The 20,478-nt window shown below is 42.0% G+C and carries 21 protein-coding genes; 10 read left to right on the top strand and 11 right to left on the bottom strand.

Annotated elements, in window-relative coordinates:
• Positions 1-46 precede the first annotated feature (46 nt).
• The 5 genes from MHN79_RS00495 to topA form a co-directional block, all read right to left on the bottom strand.
• Positions 47-880, bottom strand: a complete 834-nt coding sequence (locus MHN79_RS00495) for a LysR family transcriptional regulator (RefSeq protein ID WP_160926659.1) — start codon at positions 878-880, stop codon at positions 47-49.
• 491 nt (positions 881-1,371) lie between these two features.
• On the bottom strand, positions 1,372-2,172 hold the full coding sequence (locus MHN79_RS00490; protein WP_160926657.1) for an alpha/beta hydrolase: 801 nt from the start codon (positions 2,170-2,172) through the stop codon (positions 1,372-1,374).
• 96 nt (positions 2,173-2,268) lie between these two features.
• Positions 2,269-3,756: a glycogen synthase GlgA gene (glgA, locus tag MHN79_RS00485; protein ID WP_239171227.1), complete on the bottom strand. Its 1,488-nt coding sequence runs from the start codon at positions 3,754-3,756 to the stop codon at positions 2,269-2,271.
• Positions 3,746-4,963, bottom strand: coding sequence for a glucose-1-phosphate adenylyltransferase (gene glgC, locus MHN79_RS00480; RefSeq protein ID WP_239171226.1), 1,218 nt, complete (start codon positions 4,961-4,963; stop codon positions 3,746-3,748). The genes glgA and glgC overlap by 11 nt, the downstream gene beginning before the upstream one ends.
• A gap of 341 nt (positions 4,964-5,304) precedes the next feature.
• On the bottom strand, positions 5,305-7,932 hold the full coding sequence (topA, locus tag MHN79_RS00475; protein ID WP_239171225.1) for a type I DNA topoisomerase: 2,628 nt from the start codon (positions 7,930-7,932) through the stop codon (positions 5,305-5,307).
• Positions 7,933-8,282: 350 nt separating this feature from the next.
• Here topA and MHN79_RS00470 point away from each other — a divergent pair, with 350 nt between their 5' ends.
• On the top strand, positions 8,283-8,534 hold the full coding sequence (locus MHN79_RS00470) for a DUF2498 family protein (RefSeq protein ID WP_152430070.1): 252 nt from the start codon (positions 8,283-8,285) through the stop codon (positions 8,532-8,534).
• A 63-nt stretch (positions 8,535-8,597) separates the two neighbouring features.
• On the opposite strand, the gene aroA is transcribed toward MHN79_RS00470, so the two are convergent.
• Positions 8,598-9,878, bottom strand: coding sequence for a 3-phosphoshikimate 1-carboxyvinyltransferase (gene aroA / locus MHN79_RS00465; RefSeq protein ID WP_239171224.1), 1,281 nt, complete (start codon positions 9,876-9,878; stop codon positions 8,598-8,600).
• Positions 9,879-10,017: 139 nt separating this feature from the next.
• Complete coding sequence (locus MHN79_RS00460) at positions 10,018-10,473, bottom strand: glycine zipper 2TM domain-containing protein (protein ID WP_239171503.1); 456 nt, start codon at positions 10,471-10,473, stop codon at positions 10,018-10,020.
• Between the two features lie 17 nt (positions 10,474-10,490).
• Between MHN79_RS00460 and aat the strand changes: the two genes are divergently transcribed.
• The 3 genes from aat (at position 10,491) to infA (ending at position 12,205) form a co-directional block, all read left to right on the top strand.
• Positions 10,491-11,213 carry a leucyl/phenylalanyl-tRNA--protein transferase gene (aat, locus tag MHN79_RS00455; RefSeq protein ID WP_239171223.1) on the top strand — a complete coding sequence of 241 codons (723 nt, stop codon included), beginning with the start codon at positions 10,491-10,493 and terminating at the stop codon, positions 11,211-11,213.
• Positions 11,210-11,908 (top strand): arginyltransferase, encoded by a 699-nt coding sequence (locus MHN79_RS00450; RefSeq protein ID WP_239171222.1) that lies wholly within the window; start codon positions 11,210-11,212, stop codon positions 11,906-11,908. Before aat ends, MHN79_RS00450 begins: the two co-directional genes overlap by 4 nt.
• 78 nt (positions 11,909-11,986) lie before the next feature.
• Positions 11,987-12,205: a translation initiation factor IF-1 gene (infA, locus tag MHN79_RS00445; protein WP_001040192.1), complete on the top strand. Its 219-nt coding sequence runs from the start codon at positions 11,987-11,989 to the stop codon at positions 12,203-12,205.
• A 70-nt stretch (positions 12,206-12,275) separates the two neighbouring features.
• Here the strand turns inward: infA and MHN79_RS00440 are convergent, their stop codons facing one another.
• Together MHN79_RS00440 and cysS are read right to left on the bottom strand one after the other, a co-directional pair.
• Positions 12,276-12,854 carry a thymidine kinase gene (locus MHN79_RS00440; protein WP_152430066.1) on the bottom strand — a complete coding sequence of 193 codons (579 nt, stop codon included), beginning with the start codon at positions 12,852-12,854 and terminating at the stop codon, positions 12,276-12,278.
• A gap of 68 nt (positions 12,855-12,922) precedes the next feature.
• Positions 12,923-14,305 (bottom strand): cysteine--tRNA ligase, encoded by a 1,383-nt coding sequence (gene cysS, locus MHN79_RS00435; RefSeq protein ID WP_239171221.1) that lies wholly within the window; start codon positions 14,303-14,305, stop codon positions 12,923-12,925.
• A gap of 200 nt (positions 14,306-14,505) precedes the next feature.
• Here cysS and MHN79_RS00430 point away from each other — a divergent pair, with 200 nt between their 5' ends.
• From MHN79_RS00430 to MHN79_RS00420, 3 genes are all read left to right on the top strand, one after another.
• Entirely contained in the window at positions 14,506-15,000 is a 495-nt protein-coding gene (locus MHN79_RS00430) for a peptidylprolyl isomerase (protein WP_114787112.1), read from the top strand.
• A gap of 61 nt (positions 15,001-15,061) precedes the next feature.
• Entirely contained in the window at positions 15,062-15,796 is a 735-nt protein-coding gene (gene lpxH / locus MHN79_RS00425; protein WP_239171220.1) for a UDP-2,3-diacylglucosamine diphosphatase, read from the top strand.
• Positions 15,797-15,852: 56 nt separating this feature from the next.
• Positions 15,853-16,335, top strand: a complete 483-nt coding sequence (locus MHN79_RS00420) for a YchJ family protein (RefSeq protein ID WP_160926639.1) — start codon at positions 15,853-15,855, stop codon at positions 16,333-16,335.
• A gap of 65 nt (positions 16,336-16,400) precedes the next feature.
• Here MHN79_RS00420 and MHN79_RS00415 read toward each other — a convergent pair whose 3' ends face one another.
• Complete coding sequence (locus MHN79_RS00415; protein ID WP_114787109.1) at positions 16,401-16,685, bottom strand: DUF1315 family protein; 285 nt, start codon at positions 16,683-16,685, stop codon at positions 16,401-16,403.
• A gap of 107 nt (positions 16,686-16,792) precedes the next feature.
• On the opposite strand from MHN79_RS00415, the gene MHN79_RS00410 reads away from it, so the two are divergent.
• Positions 16,793-17,614, top strand: coding sequence for a DUF2989 domain-containing protein (locus MHN79_RS00410; protein ID WP_239171219.1), 822 nt, complete (start codon positions 16,793-16,795; stop codon positions 17,612-17,614).
• Positions 17,615-17,638: 24 nt separating this feature from the next.
• Here MHN79_RS00410 and msrB read toward each other — a convergent pair whose 3' ends face one another.
• Positions 17,639-18,058, bottom strand: a complete 420-nt coding sequence (msrB, locus tag MHN79_RS00405) for a peptide-methionine (R)-S-oxide reductase MsrB (RefSeq protein WP_239171218.1) — start codon at positions 18,056-18,058, stop codon at positions 17,639-17,641.
• Between the two features lie 337 nt (positions 18,059-18,395).
• On the opposite strand from msrB, the gene gap reads away from it, so the two are divergent.
• Both gap and MHN79_RS00395 read left to right on the top strand, forming a co-directional pair.
• On the top strand, positions 18,396-19,391 hold the full coding sequence (gene gap, locus MHN79_RS00400) for a type I glyceraldehyde-3-phosphate dehydrogenase (protein WP_239171217.1): 996 nt from the start codon (positions 18,396-18,398) through the stop codon (positions 19,389-19,391).
• A 132-nt stretch (positions 19,392-19,523) separates the two neighbouring features.
• Positions 19,524-20,408 carry a D-hexose-6-phosphate mutarotase gene (locus MHN79_RS00395; RefSeq protein WP_239171216.1) on the top strand — a complete coding sequence of 295 codons (885 nt, stop codon included), beginning with the start codon at positions 19,524-19,526 and terminating at the stop codon, positions 20,406-20,408.
• Positions 20,409-20,478: the final 70 nt, after the last annotated feature.

Raw genomic sequence — 20,478 nt, 5'->3', positions numbered from 1 at the left:
TAACACTAAAAATCGACATTTTGACCTTCAGTGCCAATTACTTAGCTTATTTACATAGATGAAGTGCGCGTGTTGGAACATCAGATGAGGCAATTTTAGTTACTCCATTATCACTGCTCCATACGTACATATTGATTAGTTGAGATAGGGGTGTTTTTACATACCCTTCACTCGTCACAGACCAGTCAGGACATACGACCACAGTGCCGGGTAATTCAAGCTCGCTATTTATAAGGGTTGAAGAACTCGTAGCATGCCAATAAGTAATATTATCCAGTGGGATTTTATGATCCATGAGGACATTTCTGACATATGACTTAGTCAAAGTGCTTGAAAAAACGACCCTTGTTGGAGAACTAGAACAAGTTTTAGAACGCACAATACTATGACTAACCGTGTCCAAGTGATGCGATGTCCCTCGACCTTTAGGTAATCTTTCTGTCGTAAATATAAGGTCATATTCTTCCACTGGAGGACAATGTTCAAGACTGAAGCTGGTAAAGGAAAGCTCTCGATAATCCAAGGCTTTAAACTCTTTCAAAATACATTCGATGACTCTGGGGCAAAATACATCTTCCACCGCAATATCAAGTCGGCGACCTAAGTTAACGCTCTTTAACTGCTCAAATAAGCTTTCATTCATGCTTAGCATCTTTTTGGCATGCTCTAAAAGAATTTTTCCATGTTGAGTCAGCTCAAAACCACCCCGTCTGTCAAAGACTTCAACACCTACTGTACTTTCAATTTTTTTTATTTGCTGAGATACCGCAGGCTGAGTCATAAATAGTGACTCAGCAGCAGCTGTTACACTACGATATTTCGCCACTTTTATCAGTGTTAATAGGTACTTTGAATCAATAAAACACTTAGATTGATGCATAAGGTAAGTCCACCCAACTATAAATGAAGATTAAAAACACTCACTCAAAGCCAGAGCAAGTAGCAAGAAAAGCATGATGAATAAGTACAACCGCTACTTTAGTACATCAGGGTAACTAATAACCTCTAATAAACAATAAGTTAGAATGTATAGGTCATTCAGTAAAAATCATATACACATATATTAATTTAATTACATTTCAAGTATAAATACCTGATATAAAAGGATTTAATTTCAGTTTTATAAGGCCAAATGAATAACATTCACACCTATTGATAAAACAAAAATTAGTATAAATGCAAGAAAATAAATATAAAAAGCTGATTATTAAGAAGAAATGGGTACCATATCAAAGAAAATGAACTAGGTGGTGAGCTTTACGAGGGCAGCACTAGATACTGGCAGATTGATTACATCAGAAGATCATGAGCAATCCTATAAAACGGTGATCTTACCTTTAAATCATTCAATCATAACAATGACTAGGCCTATCATTGATGTGAAAGTTTTTGAATAAACTCTATAGAATATTGGTTAAAAACTTCAGGCCGCTCAATATTGCATACATGGCCACAATTTGGGATCTCAAATAAAGTACTTCTGTCATGGACAGCAACCATCTCTTTGACTGGCGGCAGAAACATGTAATCCAATTCTCCCATCAAGTAGAGAGTCGGAATAGGTAACTCTTTATCTTTAAAGTAACGCATAAGAGGATTCACGTCCGTTGTTAAAATAAACCAACGTTTAAACTCCTTCTGGCAAAGCTTTTTTGCCTCTCGAATAAACAAATGACGAGATTCTTTCTGCGCCTTTTGAGGCATGACAATATAAGCGAATAGACTATACAACCATATGTATGGGACTATGTGTTTAAATAAGTTGCCCAATTTTGCCAGTATCTGAGAACGAGTGTTCAGTCTGGTAACAGCACCGCCTAAAACCATAGACTTAACTCTATCTGCTGACATTTCAGCTAAATTTCTTACTATGATGGTCCCGAGTGACATACCGACAAAATGCGCCGATCCTATTTTTAGATGATCTAAAACTTTAAGTATATCTGCAGTCACTGATTTAAACGTATAACGATTTGAGATGAGATCTTTGATAAGCGGACGAGACTGACCATGTCCACGGAGATCGACCAATAGCAAATTAAAGTGTTGACGATAAGCCTTGATTTGCTTGAACCAGATAGAGGAGCTTCCTCCAGCTCCATGAACGAACACAACCCATTCATCACTTGTGGGATGTAGGTAGGTCTTATGAAAAAGTAGCTCTTGAGTCATAGCTCAGATTAAATCCGATTATAAATTCAATTCCGTGCAATATATCACAAATAAAACCATCCATAACTCCTAAAAAATCAATTAATGTGTCAGATATCAGGCTGTGCACATGGCTAAGCCACACGACTCATACACTATACTTTTATATAAGCTCAAATAATGATCAGCGGCAATACTCCAGCTGAAATTTTGCTTCATTGCATTAAGCTGAACACGGCTAAATTCGTCACGCTGCTGCTCATAGAGCAATAGGGATTCTTGCAGTGTTAGCAACAAGTCACGCGATGTAGGCTGATGAAAAATAAAACCAGTTGCAATCTTAGGATCTGACGCATAATCAAGAACTGTATCTTTAAGCCCACCTACTCCTCGAACAATAGGCAAAGTACCATACGACATGCTATAAATTTGATTTAATCCACAAGGCTCAAACTCTGATGGCATCACAAATACATCCGAGCCAGCTTCTATAAGGTGTGCAAGTTCCTCGCTATAAGCCTCGACGAACTTAAATCGATCACTATGCTTGATTTCAATCTCAATAAGCTTACGCGCTAATTCTGGATCACCAGTGCCAACCACAACAAACTGTACTTTATACTTTAGGAACCGCTCGAGTATGGGTAATAAATACTGAATACCCTTCTGGTTGGTTAAACGGCAAACCATTCCGTACACTGCAATATCTGTACACTCTAAGCCCAATTTGGTTTGTAAAGCACGTTTACATGCTTGTTTGCCTTTCGTCATACTCTCATGATTAGCTTGATAGCTGACCGGTAAGTAAGGATCCGTGACGGGGCTCCAAACAGAGTAATCACAACCATTTAAAATGCCGACTAAATCCTCCTCACGCGATTTAAATTCCTTCGACATTCCATGACTACCCAGTTCAGTCTTAAGCTCTTCTGCATAAGTTGGGCTCACTGCAGTGATTTTGTCAGCTGTCATGACCCCAGCCTTGAGCATTGTGACATGGGTCGAACTCACCGCCGCATCAGGAGCATACCTTGTCTGCATCTCCGGTAAGCAAAGAAGATCGTCATAACTAAAAACACCCTTAAATACAGCGTTGTGTACCGTGATGACACTCTTCATCTCAGAGTAAAACCTAGTTTCCCTATAACGGTATTTTAGAAGGTAGGGTACAAAACCCGTGTGCCAGTCATTGGCATGAACGATATCTGGCCGAAAGCCCAGCTTAGGTAACATATCAAGGCAAGCTGCACTAAAAAATGCAAAACGCTCGCCATTATCACTGTATGCTTGATTGCTTACCGCATACATTTCGGGACGATTAAAATACTTCGGGCAATCAATAGCATAGACATCTAGGTTTGATACATTTAATTTCAAAACCCTGTATTCAGTGCGTGGCCAATGCTCGAGTTGAGAGTCTAATATGACTTGTGCTTGGTCAAGCTGAGATATTTGCTGGTAGGCTGGTAAAGTAATTCGAACGTCCAGATCTAGAGCGACTAGAGCCTCAGGTAAAGCCTTTGCCACATCCGCTAAACCACCACTTTTGATTAAACCTTCTACTTCTGATGCAACATACAGAATCGATAAATTCTTAGTACCCAACTCGCGCTCCTTTCGGGATAACAACAATACCATCGTCGGAGACATGAAATCGTTTCTTGTCTTGTTCTTGGTCTACACCTATTCGGGTATCAGGAGCAATATCCACATTTTTATCTATGATGACACGGCGAAGCACACAGCCTTCACCGACCTTAACATCACCCATCAAAATACTTTCGCTAATATCACAAGCAGAAGCTATATTACTCCGAAACCCTAATACAGATTTCTCTATCCGTGAGCACCTTACATAGCTTCCGTTGCACACTAAACTATCGATGATTTGCACTCGCCTATTGTCAGAGTCACTGAAAGTAGCAGGTGGTAAAGCGGGATAAAAAGTATGCAGTGGCCAACTGCGGTTATAGAGAGAAAAAGGTGCATCTTTCTTCAGCAGATCCATATGAGCCTGCCAGTAGGAATCAATCGTCCCAACATCTCGCCAATAAACCGCTTCTTTCTCGCCAGGAATTCGATTCTGGCTAAAGTCATAGACAAAAACATCTCCACGAGGGAACATTTTAGGAATAATATCCTTGCCAAAATCATGAGAAGAGTTTGGGTTATCAGCATCTTCTATCAACTCAGCGAACAGAGGCTGAGCTTCAAATATATAGTTACCCATTGAAACCAGCGCATGCTCTGGGTCGCCAGGTATAGACTTAGGATAAGTGGGCTTTTCTTCGAAACCAATCATCCGATTGTCTTCGTCTATTTCAATCACCCCGAAGCTTGAAGCTTCAGAGAGTGGGACACGAAGTGCGGAGACTGTCAGTGAAGCGTGTTTTTGTTTATGAAAATCGAGAACCTGTTTAATATCCATTTTATAGATGTGATCAGAACCAAAAATACACACTTGCTCAGGTTCTGCTAACTCCATAAAGCGTAAGTTTTGGTATATTGCATCCGCAGTTCCTTCATACCAGCGTTTCCCTGTTCTCATTTGAGCAGGAATAGGATCAATAAATCGATCGGTTATACCACTAATATTCCAACCTTTTTTTAGATGATGAAACAGCGATTGAGATTTGAACTGCGTTAATACATAAATACGCATTAAATCCGCATTAACAAAATTATTCAGGGCAAAATCAATAAGGCGGTAGCTTCCACCAAATGGTACTGCGGGCTTGCTACGAGGTTCAGTCAATGGGCGAAGACGGGAGCCTTCTCCACCTGCGAGGATCATTCCTAACACACCAGCCATTCTATACTCTCCATGCTCGTATACTTTGGACAAGTACCCATTCCAAAGTTTATCGCTATCTTTCAATTGACAAACTTGTCACCGCACAAACATACGAAATAAGTCAGCACCTATGCCCATATATGTCGATTACATCATGTTCAAGCGTCACGAAGTATGCACTTGGTTTACTATAACTTACCCCATTTCCATAAATTTACAATTCAAAACATGTCATACTCCGAGCATTGGCGCGCAGAGTATGATCAACCTCTAGCCTTAAAGTCTTAGATGCTCACTTTGTAACAATAAAAAAGCAGCCACATAATGTGGCTGCTTTCGCGTGTGAATTTTGTTTAGCGTTACTTCGCTGACTTTTTACGCTTATCTGTGATTTCCCACTTACCGTCGACGAACAAAGCCGTGTATCCGGATGGTTTACCGTCTACCTCTGACCGTACGTAATTCTCCTTCGATTTACGGCTGAACCGAACTACCATAGAACGCCCGTCAGGATCCTTCTCTGGAGCAGTAGTTAAGTAGTGAAACTTAGGAGAGATACGATCTTTAAACCTAACCAACTCCTCCACTAGTGGAGCGCGAGTTTCACGAGATTTAGGGAAAGTACTCGCAGCAAGAAACAGCCCTGATGCACCATCTCTTAGAACAAAGTAAGCATCTGAGTTTTCACATGGAAGCTCTGGAAAATGAACTGGATCTTCTTTCGGTGGTGCTACCTCACCATTTTTAAGGATCTTACGAGTGTTTTTACATGACTCACTTGTGCAATCCATGTACTTACCAAAACGCCCGTTTTTCAGCACCATATCGCTACCACACTTATCGCAGTCAACTACAGGCCCATCGTAACCTTTTACCGTAAACTCACCATGTTCTACGACATAACCTTCACAATTAGGGTTATTACCACAAACATGCAGCTTACGCTTGTCGTCGATTAAGTAAGCATCCATCGCTGTTTCACAGATAGGACAGCGTTTTTTAGCACGCAGCGCAGCTGTCTCAACGTCTTCTTCAAGTACGTTGATTATGCCTTCTTCATCACCTAGGTTTATTGTGGTTTTACAGCGTTCTTTAGGTGGTAATGCATAGCCTGAACAGCCTAAGAATACACCTGTAGAAGCGGTGCGAATGCCCATTTCTCGCGAACATGTTGGACACTCGATATCGGTGTAAACAATATGGTTCGGTCTCATACCGCCATCTTGTTCATCCAGCTCTGCTTTTTCCAACTCCCCCGAAAAGTCACCGAAAAAGTTATCTAGCACTTTCTTCCAATTAGCCTCTCCATCAGCGATTTGGTCAAGCTTTTCTTCCATACGAGAGGTAAACTCGTAGTTCATCAACTCATGGAAGCTATCATCTAAACGATCGGTAACAATCTCACCCATTTTTTCAGCATAAAATCTACGCTGATCTACTTTCACATAGCCACGGTCCTGAATGGTAGAAATGATGGATGCGTATGTTGATGGCCTACCTATTCCTCGCTTCTCAAGCTCTTTAACTAAAGCGGCTTCGGTAAACCTTGCAGGTGGCTTGGTAAAATGTTGCTTGGGATCTAAGCGAACCAAGTCAATTTTATCACCAACTTGTACTGGTGGAAGAATTTGGTCTTCATTTTTTCCAAGCGGACGTTGAACACGAGTCCATCCATCAAACTTTAGAATTCGGCCTTTTGCCTTTAGAGTATATTCGGCTGCTTTAACACTTACTGTCGTAGAGTCATATTTCGCTGGTGTCATTTGACAAGCGACAAACTGATTCCATATTAAAGAGTAAAGCTTGTGTGCATCAGCCTCCATACCAGACAGATCATCGGCCTTAACTGACACATCTGAAGGACGTATTGCCTCATGCGCTTCCTGAGCTCCCTGCTTACTTCCGTAAACATTTGGCTTGACAGGCAAGTATGGTTCACCAAACTCATCTGTAATAAACTGGCGCGCAGCTTCGACTGCCTCAGAGCTTAAATTTGTCGAGTCAGTTCGCATATAAGTAATATAACCAGCTTCATACAGGCGCTGGGCCAGCATCATGGTTTTTTTCACACCATAGCCAAGACGTGTACTCGCAGCTTGTTGCATGGTCGATGTGATGAAAGGAGCAGAAGGCTTGCTCGATGTTGGTCTGTCCTCTCGCTTACAAACCTCATAAGCTGCATTTTCCAATACTGATATAGCTGACTGAGCTTGCGCCTCATTTTCTGGCTTAAAGGCTACACCGCCTTTTTGCGCTACTTGAAGACGAAAATCTGATTTATCTGCCGTTTTAGTATCTGCGTGGATATCCCAGAATTCCTCTGGGATAAAAGCATTAATTTCTCTTTCTCGTTCAACAAGCAGCTTAACAGCAACGGATTGTACTCGCCCAGCAGACAAGCCACGTGCCACTTTTTTCCAAAGTAGCGGCGAGACCATAAAACCAACAACACGGTCCATGAAGCGTCGAGCTTGTTGAGCATTCACGCCATCCATATTCAGTTCACCAGGTGTTTCAAAAGCCTGCTGAATCGCGTTTTTGGTGATTTCGTTAAAGACTACTCGTTTGTATCGCTCTTCATCGCCACCGATGATCTCGCGAAGGTGCCAAGCGATAGCCTCTCCCTCACGGTCCAAATCGGTTGCGAGATAAACACTGTCAGCATCCTTCGCTAATTTTTGTAACTCAGCAACAACTTTCTCTTTACCCGGTAAGATCTGATAGTTAGGCTCCCAGCCGTTAAACGGGTCGATACCCATTTTCTTAATCAGCGCCTTACGATCTTTTTCTTTCTTGATTCGAGCTTTTTCTTCCGCACTCAAACCTTTGGTAGAGATTGCCGCTGCTTTTTGACCAGTACTTTGACCAGCCGTAGGTAGGTCTCGCACATGACCCACGCTGGACTTTACAATAAAGTCCTTACCTAAATACTTATTGATGGTTTTAGCCTTAGCTGGCGACTCCACAATAACGAGTGACTTACCCATATTGACTCAAGTGTCCTTTATATGACCCGGCCTCATAACGCACGGCATACTTAAAATGTTAATTCTTTTTTACTATCGAGTGAGAAATCCAGAAGATCAATATCTTTTTTGAAATCCACGACTAAGTGGTCGACAATTCATCGAATTACAACTCACCTCTTCAAAAGGCCCCACATACTAGCCGCGGCTTGGATACTTCTGCTAATACAAGCGAGAAAATTTTGCCGCCGCTCACAAAATAAGAGCCATTGCATTAGTTGCCTTGGTTGATCTACCTCAAAGGCTAAAAATGCAACTTCATTTACACTCTTCTCTATCTACACATAGCAATAGAGCATGAGTAATAATAGATGAACCAGAGAAAAGTCATTTCAAAATTCGAACTTTTATTGATTGCCAATCATCTGATTCAAGAGCATGATGATTACATTGCTGGCATGAGAGCAGATGAGGTTGAGGAAAAAGATGGAGTCCTCGTTTTTAAGGGCCACTGTTTTCTCGACACAAATGGCTTACCCACACCAAACTCACCATCAGCTTTCAATATACTGAAATATCTTACTCTTCACTTATCTAATGAATTTACATTGAGACAAAGCTAGATTCTTACAACATATTAGCTGCAATATTATGCAGCCCCAAATAATCTTCGGGGCTGATGTGTTTTAAACGCTGAGTGAAGAAAGCTTGTCAAAATAATCCGGAAAAGTTTTTGAGGTACATTTCGGATCGTTAATCGTAACAGGCGTATCACTAAGTGCTACAAGAGAAAAACACATTGCCATTCTGTGATCGTCATAAGTATCGATCTTCGCATGGAGGAGCTGATTTGGAGGCGTCACCACAATATAATCTTCGCCTTCTTCAACTTCTGCTCCGACTTTGCGTAATTCTGTCGCCATAGCTGCCAAACGATCGGTTTCTTTGACTCGCCAGTTATAGACGTTGCGAATTGCTGTCGTTCCTTCAGCAAACAAAGCAGCCGTTGCAATAGTCATGGCAGCATCAGGAATGTGGTTAAAGTCCATGTCAATCGCTTTTAGTTTGCCTACTCGAGAGATGACATAATCATCGCCCCACTCAATATCAGCTCCCATCTTCTCTAGCGCATCGGCAAACTGGATATCACCTTGAATACTGTTGCGACCAATACCCGTGACTTTTATTTCCCCCCCTTTGATTGCTGCTGCAGCCAAAAAGTAAGAAGCCGACGAAGCATCACCCTCGACAAGAAACTCACCAGGAGACACATAAGACTGCCCGTGGCGAATGGTAAATTCCTGATAATTATGATTTTCTACCTGAACACCAAACTGTGACATGATGTGTAAGGTAATGTCGATATAGGGTATAGAAACCAAGTCACCAATGATCCTAATGGTAATATCTTCCTTTGCCATGGGTGCAGACATCAAAAATGCGGTTAAAAATTGGCTTGATATCGAACCATCGATTTCAATCACGCCCCCGTTTAGACCTGTCCCTTTAATCTTTAGCGGCGGATAATCCTCATTCTCTAAATACTCTACCTTTGCACCAGCTTGTCGAAGCGCTTGCACTAAGTGACCTATAGGTCTCTCTTTCATGCGTGGCTCGCCTGTTAAAACATAGTCGCCCGTTCCCAAGCAAAGAGCCGCTGCAAGAGGACGCATCGCCGTCCCTGCATTACCAAGAAACAGCTCTAATACGTCTTTGGAGTCGAATGGCTTGCCTCGACCTTCAACTTCGCACACTGTCTTATCTTGCGAAAGCGTGTAATTCACTCCGAGCTTAGTCAGCGCGTTCAACATGTGACGAATATCATCGCTATCGAGAAGGTTAGTCAAACGAGTTGTCCCTTGCGCTAAAGCAGCAAGCAGTAGTGCGCGATTTGAAACACTTTTAGAGCCTGGCAAGTTCACTTCGCCATGAACTTTACTGATGGGTTGTAACGTAAGGCTTTCCATTTAATTCTAAGATTCCTTGATTATGCAAGCACTGAAAATTATTAGTAACGGCAGCGTAACCAAAATTGACATCTAAAACCAGACCAAAGTCACAATTAGTGTCGATATTTTTGGGTTTAACGAGTTAACTGCAAGCAAATCAATACTCTTTGTCTACCCTAACTCCATTGTCAAAATACAGTATGCGTACTTTGTCACCGCGTTCAAACAGCATGCTATTGTCGACATCTTGAATGACATCAATAAGCTTACCCTTGTCTGTTTTAATCAGTAATTCAACCAACTTGTATTCCACTTTGTATTCTTGGTTTGCCATATTATGTGCAACTCCTGCACCGGCAACAGCTCCAACTGCTGTCGCCACCTGCTTACCTGTTCCACCACCAAATTGGTTACCAACAACACCTCCTACAACTGCGCCCAGTAGAGTCTCCCAACCCGACGATTCTGCTCTTACGACATCCTGCTGAGTCAAATATCGCACAGAGTCTATACTTCCAAATACAACCTCATTGACAGGTCTAGCCTTATTTCTCTCATAAGCTGCATTGGCAAAGAGTGGTAAAATGAATAAAATCAAAAGCCATTTTCTCATCATAATTCTCCTATATTATGGCCATTTATCTAACTGAACTCGATAGTGATAACCTATGGTTCCCCTCCCCACATGAAGCACTCCATGATCCTAATGGACTGCTCGCTTATGGAGGAGACTTAACACCTGATCGTTTACTTCTGGCCTACCAACATGGCATTTTTCCATGGTATAGCGAAGATGACCCAATACTTTGGTGGAGTCCATCGCCACGAGCTGTCTTTGATCCTAAGACATTCAAACCTTCTAAAAGTCTTAAAAAATTTCAAAGAAAGCATGAATATCAAGTCAGCATCAATATGGCAACAGAAACTGTCATTGAGCAATGTGCTTCGACGCGTTCTGCCGATGAAACATGGCTGACTAATGACATGCAGATCGCCTATAAAAAGCTTGCGACTATGGGACACTGCCATTCTGTAGAGGTATGGCAGAATAACAAAATAATCGGTGGATTATACGGTATTTCAATCGGGCAGGTATTTTGTGGAGAGTCTATGTTTAGCCTCAAAACTAACGCCTCAAAAATTGCGCTTTGGTATTTCTGTCAACATTTTACGGCGATGCGAGGAAAGCTGATCGATTGTCAGGTAATGAATAAACACCTCAAGTCTCTTGGAGCAATGGAGTTAGAGCGAGAAGAGTTTATACAAAGCCTGCTATCATTAAAACAGGAAAAACTTGTTGCGAGCAGTTATAAGCCGCAGTGGATTAAGTTGTCTTCAGAGGAGAATCCATGAGTTCTGACCTGCAACAAATTCGTATAGGATTAACCGATAGTCATCAGTGCAGCTATCTTGCCGATAAACAAGAACGTGTAGCCGTCGCTCTCGATCCGACCATGCACACGGCTTCGGGTTATGAAGTGTTGTTGGCCAATGGTTTTCGTCGTAGTGGCGATACCATTTACAAGCCACATTGTGACCAGTGCAAAGCGTGTCAACCCATCAGATTATCTGTACCAGATATCGAGCTTTCAAAGAGTCAAAAACGCTTACTTAACAAAGCTAAGCACCTTTCATGGGAACTGAGAGACGAAATGATACCTGGTTGGTTCGAATTATATTCAAGCTATATTGAAGCGCGTCACAAAGGTGGAACCATGTATCCACCAAAACAAAATGAATTTGTTCACTTTTCCCACTGTAAATGGCTGAATACACAATATTTACATATCTATGATCAAGATAAGTTAATTGCAGTAGCCGTAACAGATATCTTGTCCAATTCCATCAGTGCTTTTTACACCTTTTTTGACCCTCACTACCCATTATCCCTAGGAACACTAGCAGTATTGTTCCAAATAAAAGACTGCCAACAACAGGGAAAACAATGGCTCTATCTTGGCTATCAAATCGACGAATGCCCCGCGATGAATTATAAAGTCCGTTTTCAACGCAATCAAAGGCTAGTAAATCAGCGTTGGCAAGGGTAGAATACGTCCCAAATTTATTGATTTCATTTTAGTTGGCATAATGCTGGCGGAAATTATCCATTTCTAAAAGAGGATTAAATGGCTAAAGAAGACGTTATTGAGATGCAAGGCACTGTCCTTGATACTCTTCCAAACACAATGTTCCGTGTTGAGCTAGAAAACGGTCACGTAGTTACAGCTCACATCTCCGGTAAAATGCGTAAAAACTACATCCGTATCCTTACTGGTGATAAAGTTACTGTTGAGATGACTCCTTACGACCTATCAAAAGGCCGTATCGTCTTCCGTGCTCGTTAATCTCAGATTATCGAATACAACAAAAAACGGAGCCTAGTGCTCCGTTTTTTGTTGTATTCGATACTATAGGCTATTTGCCCAGCGCCTCTTTGTAATGCTGTCGGCAAACCGAGACATATCTATCATTGCCGCCGATAGCAACCTGATCCCCCTGTGCTATCGCATTGCCATTTTCATCAGTTCGAATGACCATATTAGCTTTACGCCCACAGTGGCAAATAGTTTTGAGTTCAATCAACTTATCAGCCCATGACAACAAGTACTTGCTGCCTTCAAACAATTCTCCCAAAAAGTCTGTTCTCAAACCATAACAAAGCACTGGTATATTCAGCTTATCAACCACTTCCGTTAGCTGGTAAACCTGCTGCTTTGATAAAAACTGACATTCATCAACGAGGATACAATGACGCTTCTTAACCTCATCCAGAGCCGCGATTTCTTGATAGAGATTCGTATCAGTTCGAAATAGTTGCGCGTCAGACTGCAAGCCTATACGAGAGCTCACTTTACCAACCCCATACCTGTCATCCAAAGCCGCTGTATATATAAGAGGGGTCATCCCTCGCTCTTGGTAGTTAAATGATGATTGAAGAAGTGTGGTGGATTTACCCGCATTCATTGCCGAGTAGTAGAAATACATCTGAGCCACTGGTTGATTACCCTAAACTTGTGGATAGAAAGAAAAAGGGCTGAATCAACAGCCCTAAAAAATATTCGCTATTTACGACGCCAAGTCGTGCCTGAGGCGCCATCTTCAAGCACAATCCCCATAGCAGTCAACTTGTCACGAGCAAGATCGGCATTCGCCCAATCTTTTGCTGCTCGCGAATCATTACGCAATTTAATAAGCGCCTCGATTTCAGCGGCTTCACTATCATTACCTGCTTGCCCTTTTAAAAAGGCTTCCGGCTCTTGATGTAAGATACCGATAATGTCGGCAAGCTCTCGCATCAATGAACCCAAGGCACTCGCCTGCTCGAGATTGTCATTTTTTATTCGGTTGATATCACGTGCCATATCAAACAATACTGAGTATGCTTCTGGCGTATTGAAATCGTCATTCATGGCGTCAGTGTAACGCTTAACATATTCCTCACCACCAGCAGATGGCACAGTCAAGTCCAAACCACGCAAAGAGGTATACAGACGTTCCAAAGAAGCTCTCGCTTGATTTAGGTTTTCTTCACTGTAATTAAGTTGACTGCGATAGTGTCCTGACATCAAAAAGTAACGCACAGTCTCTGCATCATAATGACCCAGCACATCACGAATCGTGAAGAAGTTGCCAAGTGATTTCGACATCTTTTCTTTGTCGACCATCACCATGCCACTGTGCATCCAAGTGTTAACATATTGAGTGTCATGCGCACAGCATGATTGTGCAATCTCATTTTCGTGATGTGGGAACTGGAGATCAGAGCCTCCACCATGAATATCAAAGTGATTACCAAGAATAGAAGAGTTCATGGCAGAACACTCAATATGCCAACCTGGACGACCTGCGCCCCAAGGCGATTCCCAACTTGGCTCACCTGGCTTTGACATTTTCCAAACCACAAAATCAAGTGGACTACGTTTAGCCGTTTCTACGTCTACCCTAGCACCCGCTTGTAGCTGGTCTAAATCTTGTTTTGACAGCTTCCCGTACTCATCAAATTTCGCGACTTCAAACATAACATCGCCGTTGTCAGCCACATAAGCAAACCCGCGCTGAATAAGCTTTTCAACCAATTCAATAATTTCATCTATGTACTCTGTTGCGCGCGGCTCAACGTCTGGGCGTTTCATATTGAGCGCATCAAAGTCGGCATGCATTTCGCCAATTAAGCGCTCGGTCAACGATTCGCAGCTTTCACCATTTTCATTCGCGCGCTTAATGATCTTGTCATCAATGTCCGTAATGTTGCGGACAAACGTCAGATCATAACCAAGAAAACGCAAGTAGCGAGACACAACGTCAAAAGAGACAAAAGTTCGCCCGTGACCAATATGACAGAGATCATAGATGGTGACCCCACAGACATACATCCCAATTTTGTTGGCATTAATTGGTGTAAATTCCTCTTTTTGTCTCGTGAGTGTGTTGTATATCTTTAGCATGATCTCTATCTAATTATTGTGAATATGAAATAGTACCTCAGTATAACAATATGCATGCTTAGAGATCATCCCTCAAATGTTGAAAAAAGTACGATTAAAGCCACTAATCCTCTAATACCTCCATTATTCACATACAAAATTAGTGAAACTTCATATAGAATTCAGACTTTAAGTCAAAAATGAAAACTAAGGACATCATCATGATCACCCTTCACACTAATTTTGGTGACATTAAAGTTGAACTAAACGAAGATAAAGCACCCGAAACCTGTGCTAACTTTTTGCAATACTGCCGTGATGGTTTTTATGACAACACACTCTTTCACCGTGTTATTGATGGTTTCATGATCCAAGGTGGTGGCATGGAATCTGGCCTACGTGAAAAAGAAACGCGTGCTCCGATTAAAAACGAAGCTAATAATGGCTTAAGCAATAAAGTGGGCACCCTAGCGATGGCTCGTACTATGGAGCCGCATTCAGCAAGTTCTCAATTTTTCATCAATGTAAGCAATAATACCTTCTTAGATTTTCGTAGTGAAAGCATGGATGGTTGGGGCTACTGCGTTTTTGCTGAAGTGACTGAAGGTATGGACATCGTTAACAAGATTAAAGAAGTCAGCACAGGTTCTTATGGTATGCACCAAGACGTGCCGCTTGATGATGTACTAATCACTGGCACGACTATCGAAGAGTAAGCACGATAAGGGAGAGTGTATGACTCTCCCTCTCTGTACCTATTCTGGTTAACGAATAACTATGACCACATTATTTATTTCTGATCTTCACCTGTCTCCATCTCTACCTGACATTACCGATTGTTTTGTTCGCTTTATGCGTGAGGAAGCCATTCACGCCGACGCTTTGTACGTTTTAGGTGACTTGTTTGATTTTTGGATAGGTGATGACGACCGCTCAGAGTTTGCCAATCAAATTCGTGAAGAGTTCAAACGCCTTACATCCGCTGGAGTGGATTGCTATTTCACCCAAGGTAATCGAGATTTTCTTATCGGTAAACGCTTTGCGGCTGATACCGGGGTTTCACTTCTGGGAGATGAGACTGTCATTGATCTCTATGGTACGAAAGCCGTTATATTACATGGAGATACATTGTGCACCCAAGATATACAGTATCTCAAATTTCGCAATATAGTGCATAAGCCTTGGCTACAATGGCTATTCAATCGTATTCCGATGTTTATCAAAACAAAGATTGTCAAAAAAGTACAAACAGACATACGTTCAGACAAGCAGCACAAGCCATTAGAAATTATGGATGTAACCCAATCTGAAGTCGAGTCTGTACTGGACAGGTACCAAGTCGAGCTGATGATTCATGGGCATACTCATAGACCCAATATTCATAAATTCGGCACCATAGAAAACCAAAGAACCCGAATCGTACTTGGTGATTGGTACACTCAAGGCTCGGTGCTTGTCTTTAGCAAAGAGGACTATGCTCTTGAACAAAGACCATTTCATCAAAAACCTTAGACATAAGTCCTTATGTTTTCCTCATTTCGATAATACAAGGCACTACTGGAGCTAACATGGATACTTGTCCTTGCGGCGCAAATAAAGACTATGCGAATTGCTGTGAACCTATTCATAACGATCATGCGAAGGCCAAAACGCCAGAACAGCTGATGCGTTCTCGCTACAGTGCTCATGTGAAACATTTGGTCGATTATGTTGTTGCGACCTATCACCCGAGTTGCGAAGCACACATGCAAAGAGAAGCGATTCAACAATCGGTGGAAAGTGAATGGTGTGAACTGGACGTCGTCAAAGTCGAAGATGGAGCACATGCCCAAGAAGGGTTCGTTACCTTTAAAGCCTACTTTAAAGAGCAAGGCATCAAACACTGCCTTGAAGAGCGTTCACGCTTTATAAAAGAAAATGATCTCTGGTATTACATAGATGGTACTTTCCCGAACAGCCCTTCATTAGATAAATCGGCGAATAGAAAAATAGGCCGAAATGACCCTTGTACCTGTGGTAGCGGTAAAAAATACAAAAAGTGCTGCGGTTAATTATCAATAACAAGACATCTCCTCAGATAGAAGGCGAAGAGCCTTCTATCACATCAGAGCGAATGCTAGGCTTGGTTAGGGTTAACCCTCAAAATGTCATCTTGATCATCAGCAAACTGTTTTTTTAGCTCAGACTTTGATTTGAAACTCACCTCACCACCTTTGGCAACTGTCATATGCTGAGCTTCAGAATTGTGCTTTGACTGATATAACATCACAGCTTGCATACATGAGTCTCGTTGCTGCTGAGAAAGTGGTGTACCCTCAGGCCATTTACCTGTTTCAACAGCATACAAAAGACGCTCATATGCTTCAGGTGTAATCGCATTAACTAACTGCTCTGCGTCCATGGTCTATCCTTAAGTTGTAACTAATATGAGAAAAACATAACCAGCAAGCGATCTGAATCAAGATTACATGCTGAGATAAGTGTAACGGATCACAAGCAATTATAAATATGAAGCCATTAAAATTATTCGTAATAGTTGTTCTAGCTGCTGCTGTCACTGGATGTTTCGAAAATAGAAGAAATACCGATCAGCTGTGTAAGGACAACCCAAAACTTCGCTGCGAGAGAATGAATCAAAATGATGGTCAGTGCAAACTGCCACGTACTAAGCTGATCTGGCATAGATATGACTCATTCCGAAATCCATCAGATGTGATGTTAATCAAAGAGTATGCGTTAACCGCAGAATATAAAAAGTGCATAGAGCTCGCTTCACAGATTCAGACCATAGATCAAGCAGATTTGCGAAGAAAGCGTTTCAATGCTCTGGTCAATGCAGGTGAAGACCTCGAGGCTCTTGTGGAAGAAATTAGAAAATCCTCATCTCCAGATGCTCTGTATTTCTTGTGGAGTCAGACCGGCGATGAAAGTGCACGTAGAAGCTTCTTACAGCTTGAAGGAAAACCTGCCTTAGAGACAGCAGAAATGCAGTACGCCCTTGCAACTTTCTACACCAGTCGCGACCTAGAGAAAACCGTCAAACTGCTCAACAAGTCTCTTGAACTGAGCGATGGTGATAACCTTAATACGGACATCTTCAAATCACTTGCCAGTATCAATTACCAGATAAATCAAAAAGAGCAGGCTTACGTTTGGGCCATGGTTGCCAGTGCGTTTGAAGTCCCGGTTATCGCCTCAACACAGGAAATGAAATTACTCTACGGGTTTAGTGAAGATAAATATGAGCAGCTTGATAACATTGCAGATGATATCAAAAGTGCGCTTGATAGCGGCAAATACAAACGCAGTATGATGCCTAAGTTCAACTGAAAGAATCGAACAAGTAGCGGTGATTTATTCACCGCTTTGTTGTGATTTGTTGAAAATTAACGACACTGAGTTCACACAAAATCGATCACCCGTAGTAGCAGGCCCATCAGGGAAAACATGCCCTAAGTGGCTATCACATACTGCACAACGAATTTCTGTCCTTACCATTCCGTGAGTCAGATCTTCTAAATAGCGAATAGCTTGGTCGTTAATCGGCGCATCGAAACTTGGCCAACCGCACCCTGAGTCATACTTATTATCAGACTGAAACAAAGCACTGTTGCAACAGGTACAGTGGTATACCCCGGTGTCTTTATTATGCAGTAACTTGCCGGAGAACGGCGCTTCAGTGCCTTGCATTCTACATACTCGATACTCTTCATCAGATAACTTGTCACGCCAGTATTCATCAGGTTTGTTAATTTTTTCTTTTGCCTGTTCCAATTTTATTTCTCCCTCGAAAAAGGATTCAACTCGTTGACTTTATCGTTGTAAAAACTTGCGCTAGTGAGTGTTTGTAGCACATACTTTAAATCCGTGAAAGGATGGTTAGACACTCACCATCAATGAACGCATCCAAGCTATCTTATGTCAACTGGTTAAGAAAAAAACCCACAATCCGCTCAAAAGATAGTCAAATAATACTTGTTATGAAAAAAAGCGACGCTTTTTTTTGACTTTAAACAAGTTAAGTCCGATTATCTGTTGCAGATTTTGACTGGATTCTGTAATTTTACTACCAGTTATCTTTAATCAGAAATTAAGTTGTGGAGCAACTATAATGACTATCAAAGTAGGTATTAACGGTTTTGGCCGTATCGGTCGTTTCGTATTTCGTGCAGCACAAGAGCGCAACGACATCGAAGTTGTGGGTATCAACGACCTAATCGATGTAGAATACATGGCGTACATGCTTAAGTACGATTCAACTCACGGCCGTTTCAACGGTACTGTTGAAGTTGAGGGTGGTAACCTAATCGTTAACGGTAAGACGGTACGTGTTACTGCTGAGCGTAACCCAACTGACCTTAAGTGGGACGAAATCGGTGTTGACGTTGTCGCTGAAGCAACTGGTATCTTCCTAACTGATGAAACTGCACGTCAGCACATTACTGCTGGTGCAAAAAAGGTAGTTCTAACTGGTCCTTCAAAAGATGCAACTCCAATGTTCGTAATGGGTGTTAACGACAGCACTTACGCTGGTCAAGACATCGTTTCTAACGCTTCTTGCACAACTAACTGTCTAGCTCCTATCGCTAAAGTTCTTAATGACAAGTTCGGTATCGAATCTGGTCTTATGACTACAGTTCACGCTACTACAGCAACTCAAAAAACGGTAGATGGTCCTTCTGCTAAAGACTGGCGCGGCGGTCGTGGTGCTTCTCAGAACATCATCCCATCTTCAACTGGTGCTGCTAAAGCTGTAGGCGTTGTTCTTCCAGAACTAAACGGCAAACTAACAGGTATGGCTTTCCGTGTACCAACTGCTAACGTTTCTGTAGTTGACCTAACTGTAAACCTGAAAGAAGGTGCATCTTACGAAGCTGTATGTGCAGCAATGAAAGAAGCTTCAGAGGGTGAGCTAAAAGGCGTACTAGGTTACACTGAAGACCAAGTTGTTTCTCAAGACTTCATCGGCGAAGTTCAAACTTCAGTATTCGATGCTAAAGCTGGTATCGCTCTAACTGATAATTTCGTTAAAGTTGTATCTTGGTACGACAACGAAATTGGTTACTCAAACAAAGTTCTAGACCTAATCGCACACATTTCTAAGTAACGCGATTAATTTATAGCTTTATGATAAAGGCGGCCACTGAGTCGCCTTTTTTGCATTTAAAGCAAAGTATGCATAAATAACAAAGAAAACAATAATGTACTCACCATCCGCTCTGGCTGAGGAAACCTAGACATGGATTTAAACACGCTTCCACCTATAACCGTATTATCGAACAACATCACTATCGTTGAAGTAGACCAAGTAAAAATCATCCGGGTAATCCATGACAAAGCGACCGCCGGTATCGCGCTGCATGGCGGACATCTTGTCTCGTATAAACCCACGGGGCAAAAAGATCTCATCTGGATGAGTGAAAGAGCAATTTTTGATGGTAAAACAGCACTCCGTGGGGGTATTCCTGTGTGCTGGCCATGGTTTGGTCGAATTGCTTCCCCTTCTCATGGCTTTGCTCGAACAACCGAATGGTCACTACTACAGCATAGGGAAAACGATCATGGAGTAGTTATCGAGCTTGGCTTGAGTCCTTCAGAGAAAAGTCTGGAGATCTGGCCATTTCAATTTGAGGCTCGACTTATCATCGAAGTTGGAGAAGAACTAAGCCTTACTTTGAGTGTCTCCAATACCGACGTAAAGCCATGGAAGTTTTCAGCGGCTCTTCATAGCTACCTTAATGTGAGCGATATTCACGATACCATAATCACAGGAGCGGGTTCAGAGTATATGGATAACTTACAAAATCAAACTCGCTGTGCAGGTCATGATCCACTGCACTTAACCGATACCATTGATAGGGTATATACTCACCCCAACCAACAAATGTGCCTCAAGGATGCGGGTTACAACAGAGAATTAGTTATTGAAAACCAAGGCCATAATTCAGCTGTACTCTGGAACCCTTGGCAACAAGGTTCAGCCGATTTAAACGACATGGCTGACCATGGTTACCTTACCATGATGTGCATCGAGTCGAGCCTTCACGCATCAAGCCTAGAGCAAGGTAAAGAGCTACAGCCTGGAGAAACCCACCAACTATCAACAAAAATATCCATTAATTAATCTCAAGCCACATACCTCTATGTATGTGGCTACACCATTGCCATGGTTTGAATCCTATCTTCCTGTTAAA

The organism is Vibrio sp. Of14-4, from assembly GCF_022347625.1.
GTDB lineage: Bacteria > Pseudomonadota > Gammaproteobacteria > Enterobacterales > Vibrionaceae > Vibrio > Vibrio pristinus.
This window is presented reverse-complemented; position numbering and strand designations above follow the sequence as displayed.

Bases quoted from the DNA above. Each gene is read 5' to 3' on its own strand.
- MHN79_RS00495 (WP_160926659.1), bottom strand. From the start codon at position 880: ATGCATCAATCTAAGTGTTTTATTGATTCAAAGTACCTATTAACACTG.
- MHN79_RS00490 (WP_160926657.1), bottom strand. From the start codon at position 2,172: ATGACTCAAGAGCTACTTTTTCATAAGACCTACCTACATCCCACAAGT.
- glgC (WP_239171226.1), bottom strand. From the start codon at position 4,963: ATGGCTGGTGTGTTAGGAATGATCCTCGCAGGTGGAGAAGGCTCCCGT.
- topA (WP_239171225.1), bottom strand. From the start codon at position 7,932: ATGGGTAAGTCACTCGTTATTGTGGAGTCGCCAGCTAAGGCTAAAACC.
- MHN79_RS00470 (WP_152430070.1), top strand. From the start codon at position 8,283: ATGAACCAGAGAAAAGTCATTTCAAAATTCGAACTTTTATTGATTGCC.
- aroA (WP_239171224.1), bottom strand. From the start codon at position 9,878: ATGGAAAGCCTTACGTTACAACCCATCAGTAAAGTTCATGGCGAAGTG.
- MHN79_RS00460 (WP_239171503.1), bottom strand. From the start codon at position 10,473: ATGAGAAAATGGCTTTTGATTTTATTCATTTTACCACTCTTTGCCAAT.
- aat (WP_239171223.1), top strand. From the start codon at position 10,491: ATGGCCATTTATCTAACTGAACTCGATAGTGATAACCTATGGTTCCCC.
- MHN79_RS00450 (WP_239171222.1), top strand. From the start codon at position 11,210: ATGAGTTCTGACCTGCAACAAATTCGTATAGGATTAACCGATAGTCAT.
- infA (WP_001040192.1), top strand. From the start codon at position 11,987: ATGGCTAAAGAAGACGTTATTGAGATGCAAGGCACTGTCCTTGATACT.
- cysS (WP_239171221.1), bottom strand. From the start codon at position 14,305: ATGCTAAAGATATACAACACACTCACGAGACAAAAAGAGGAATTTACA.
- MHN79_RS00430 (WP_114787112.1), top strand. From the start codon at position 14,506: ATGATCACCCTTCACACTAATTTTGGTGACATTAAAGTTGAACTAAAC.
- lpxH (WP_239171220.1), top strand. From the start codon at position 15,062: ATGACCACATTATTTATTTCTGATCTTCACCTGTCTCCATCTCTACCT.
- MHN79_RS00420 (WP_160926639.1), top strand. From the start codon at position 15,853: ATGGATACTTGTCCTTGCGGCGCAAATAAAGACTATGCGAATTGCTGT.
- MHN79_RS00415 (WP_114787109.1), bottom strand. From the start codon at position 16,685: ATGGACGCAGAGCAGTTAGTTAATGCGATTACACCTGAAGCATATGAG.
- MHN79_RS00410 (WP_239171219.1), top strand. From the start codon at position 16,793: ATGAAGCCATTAAAATTATTCGTAATAGTTGTTCTAGCTGCTGCTGTC.
- gap (WP_239171217.1), top strand. From the start codon at position 18,396: ATGACTATCAAAGTAGGTATTAACGGTTTTGGCCGTATCGGTCGTTTC.
- MHN79_RS00395 (WP_239171216.1), top strand. From the start codon at position 19,524: ATGGATTTAAACACGCTTCCACCTATAACCGTATTATCGAACAACATC.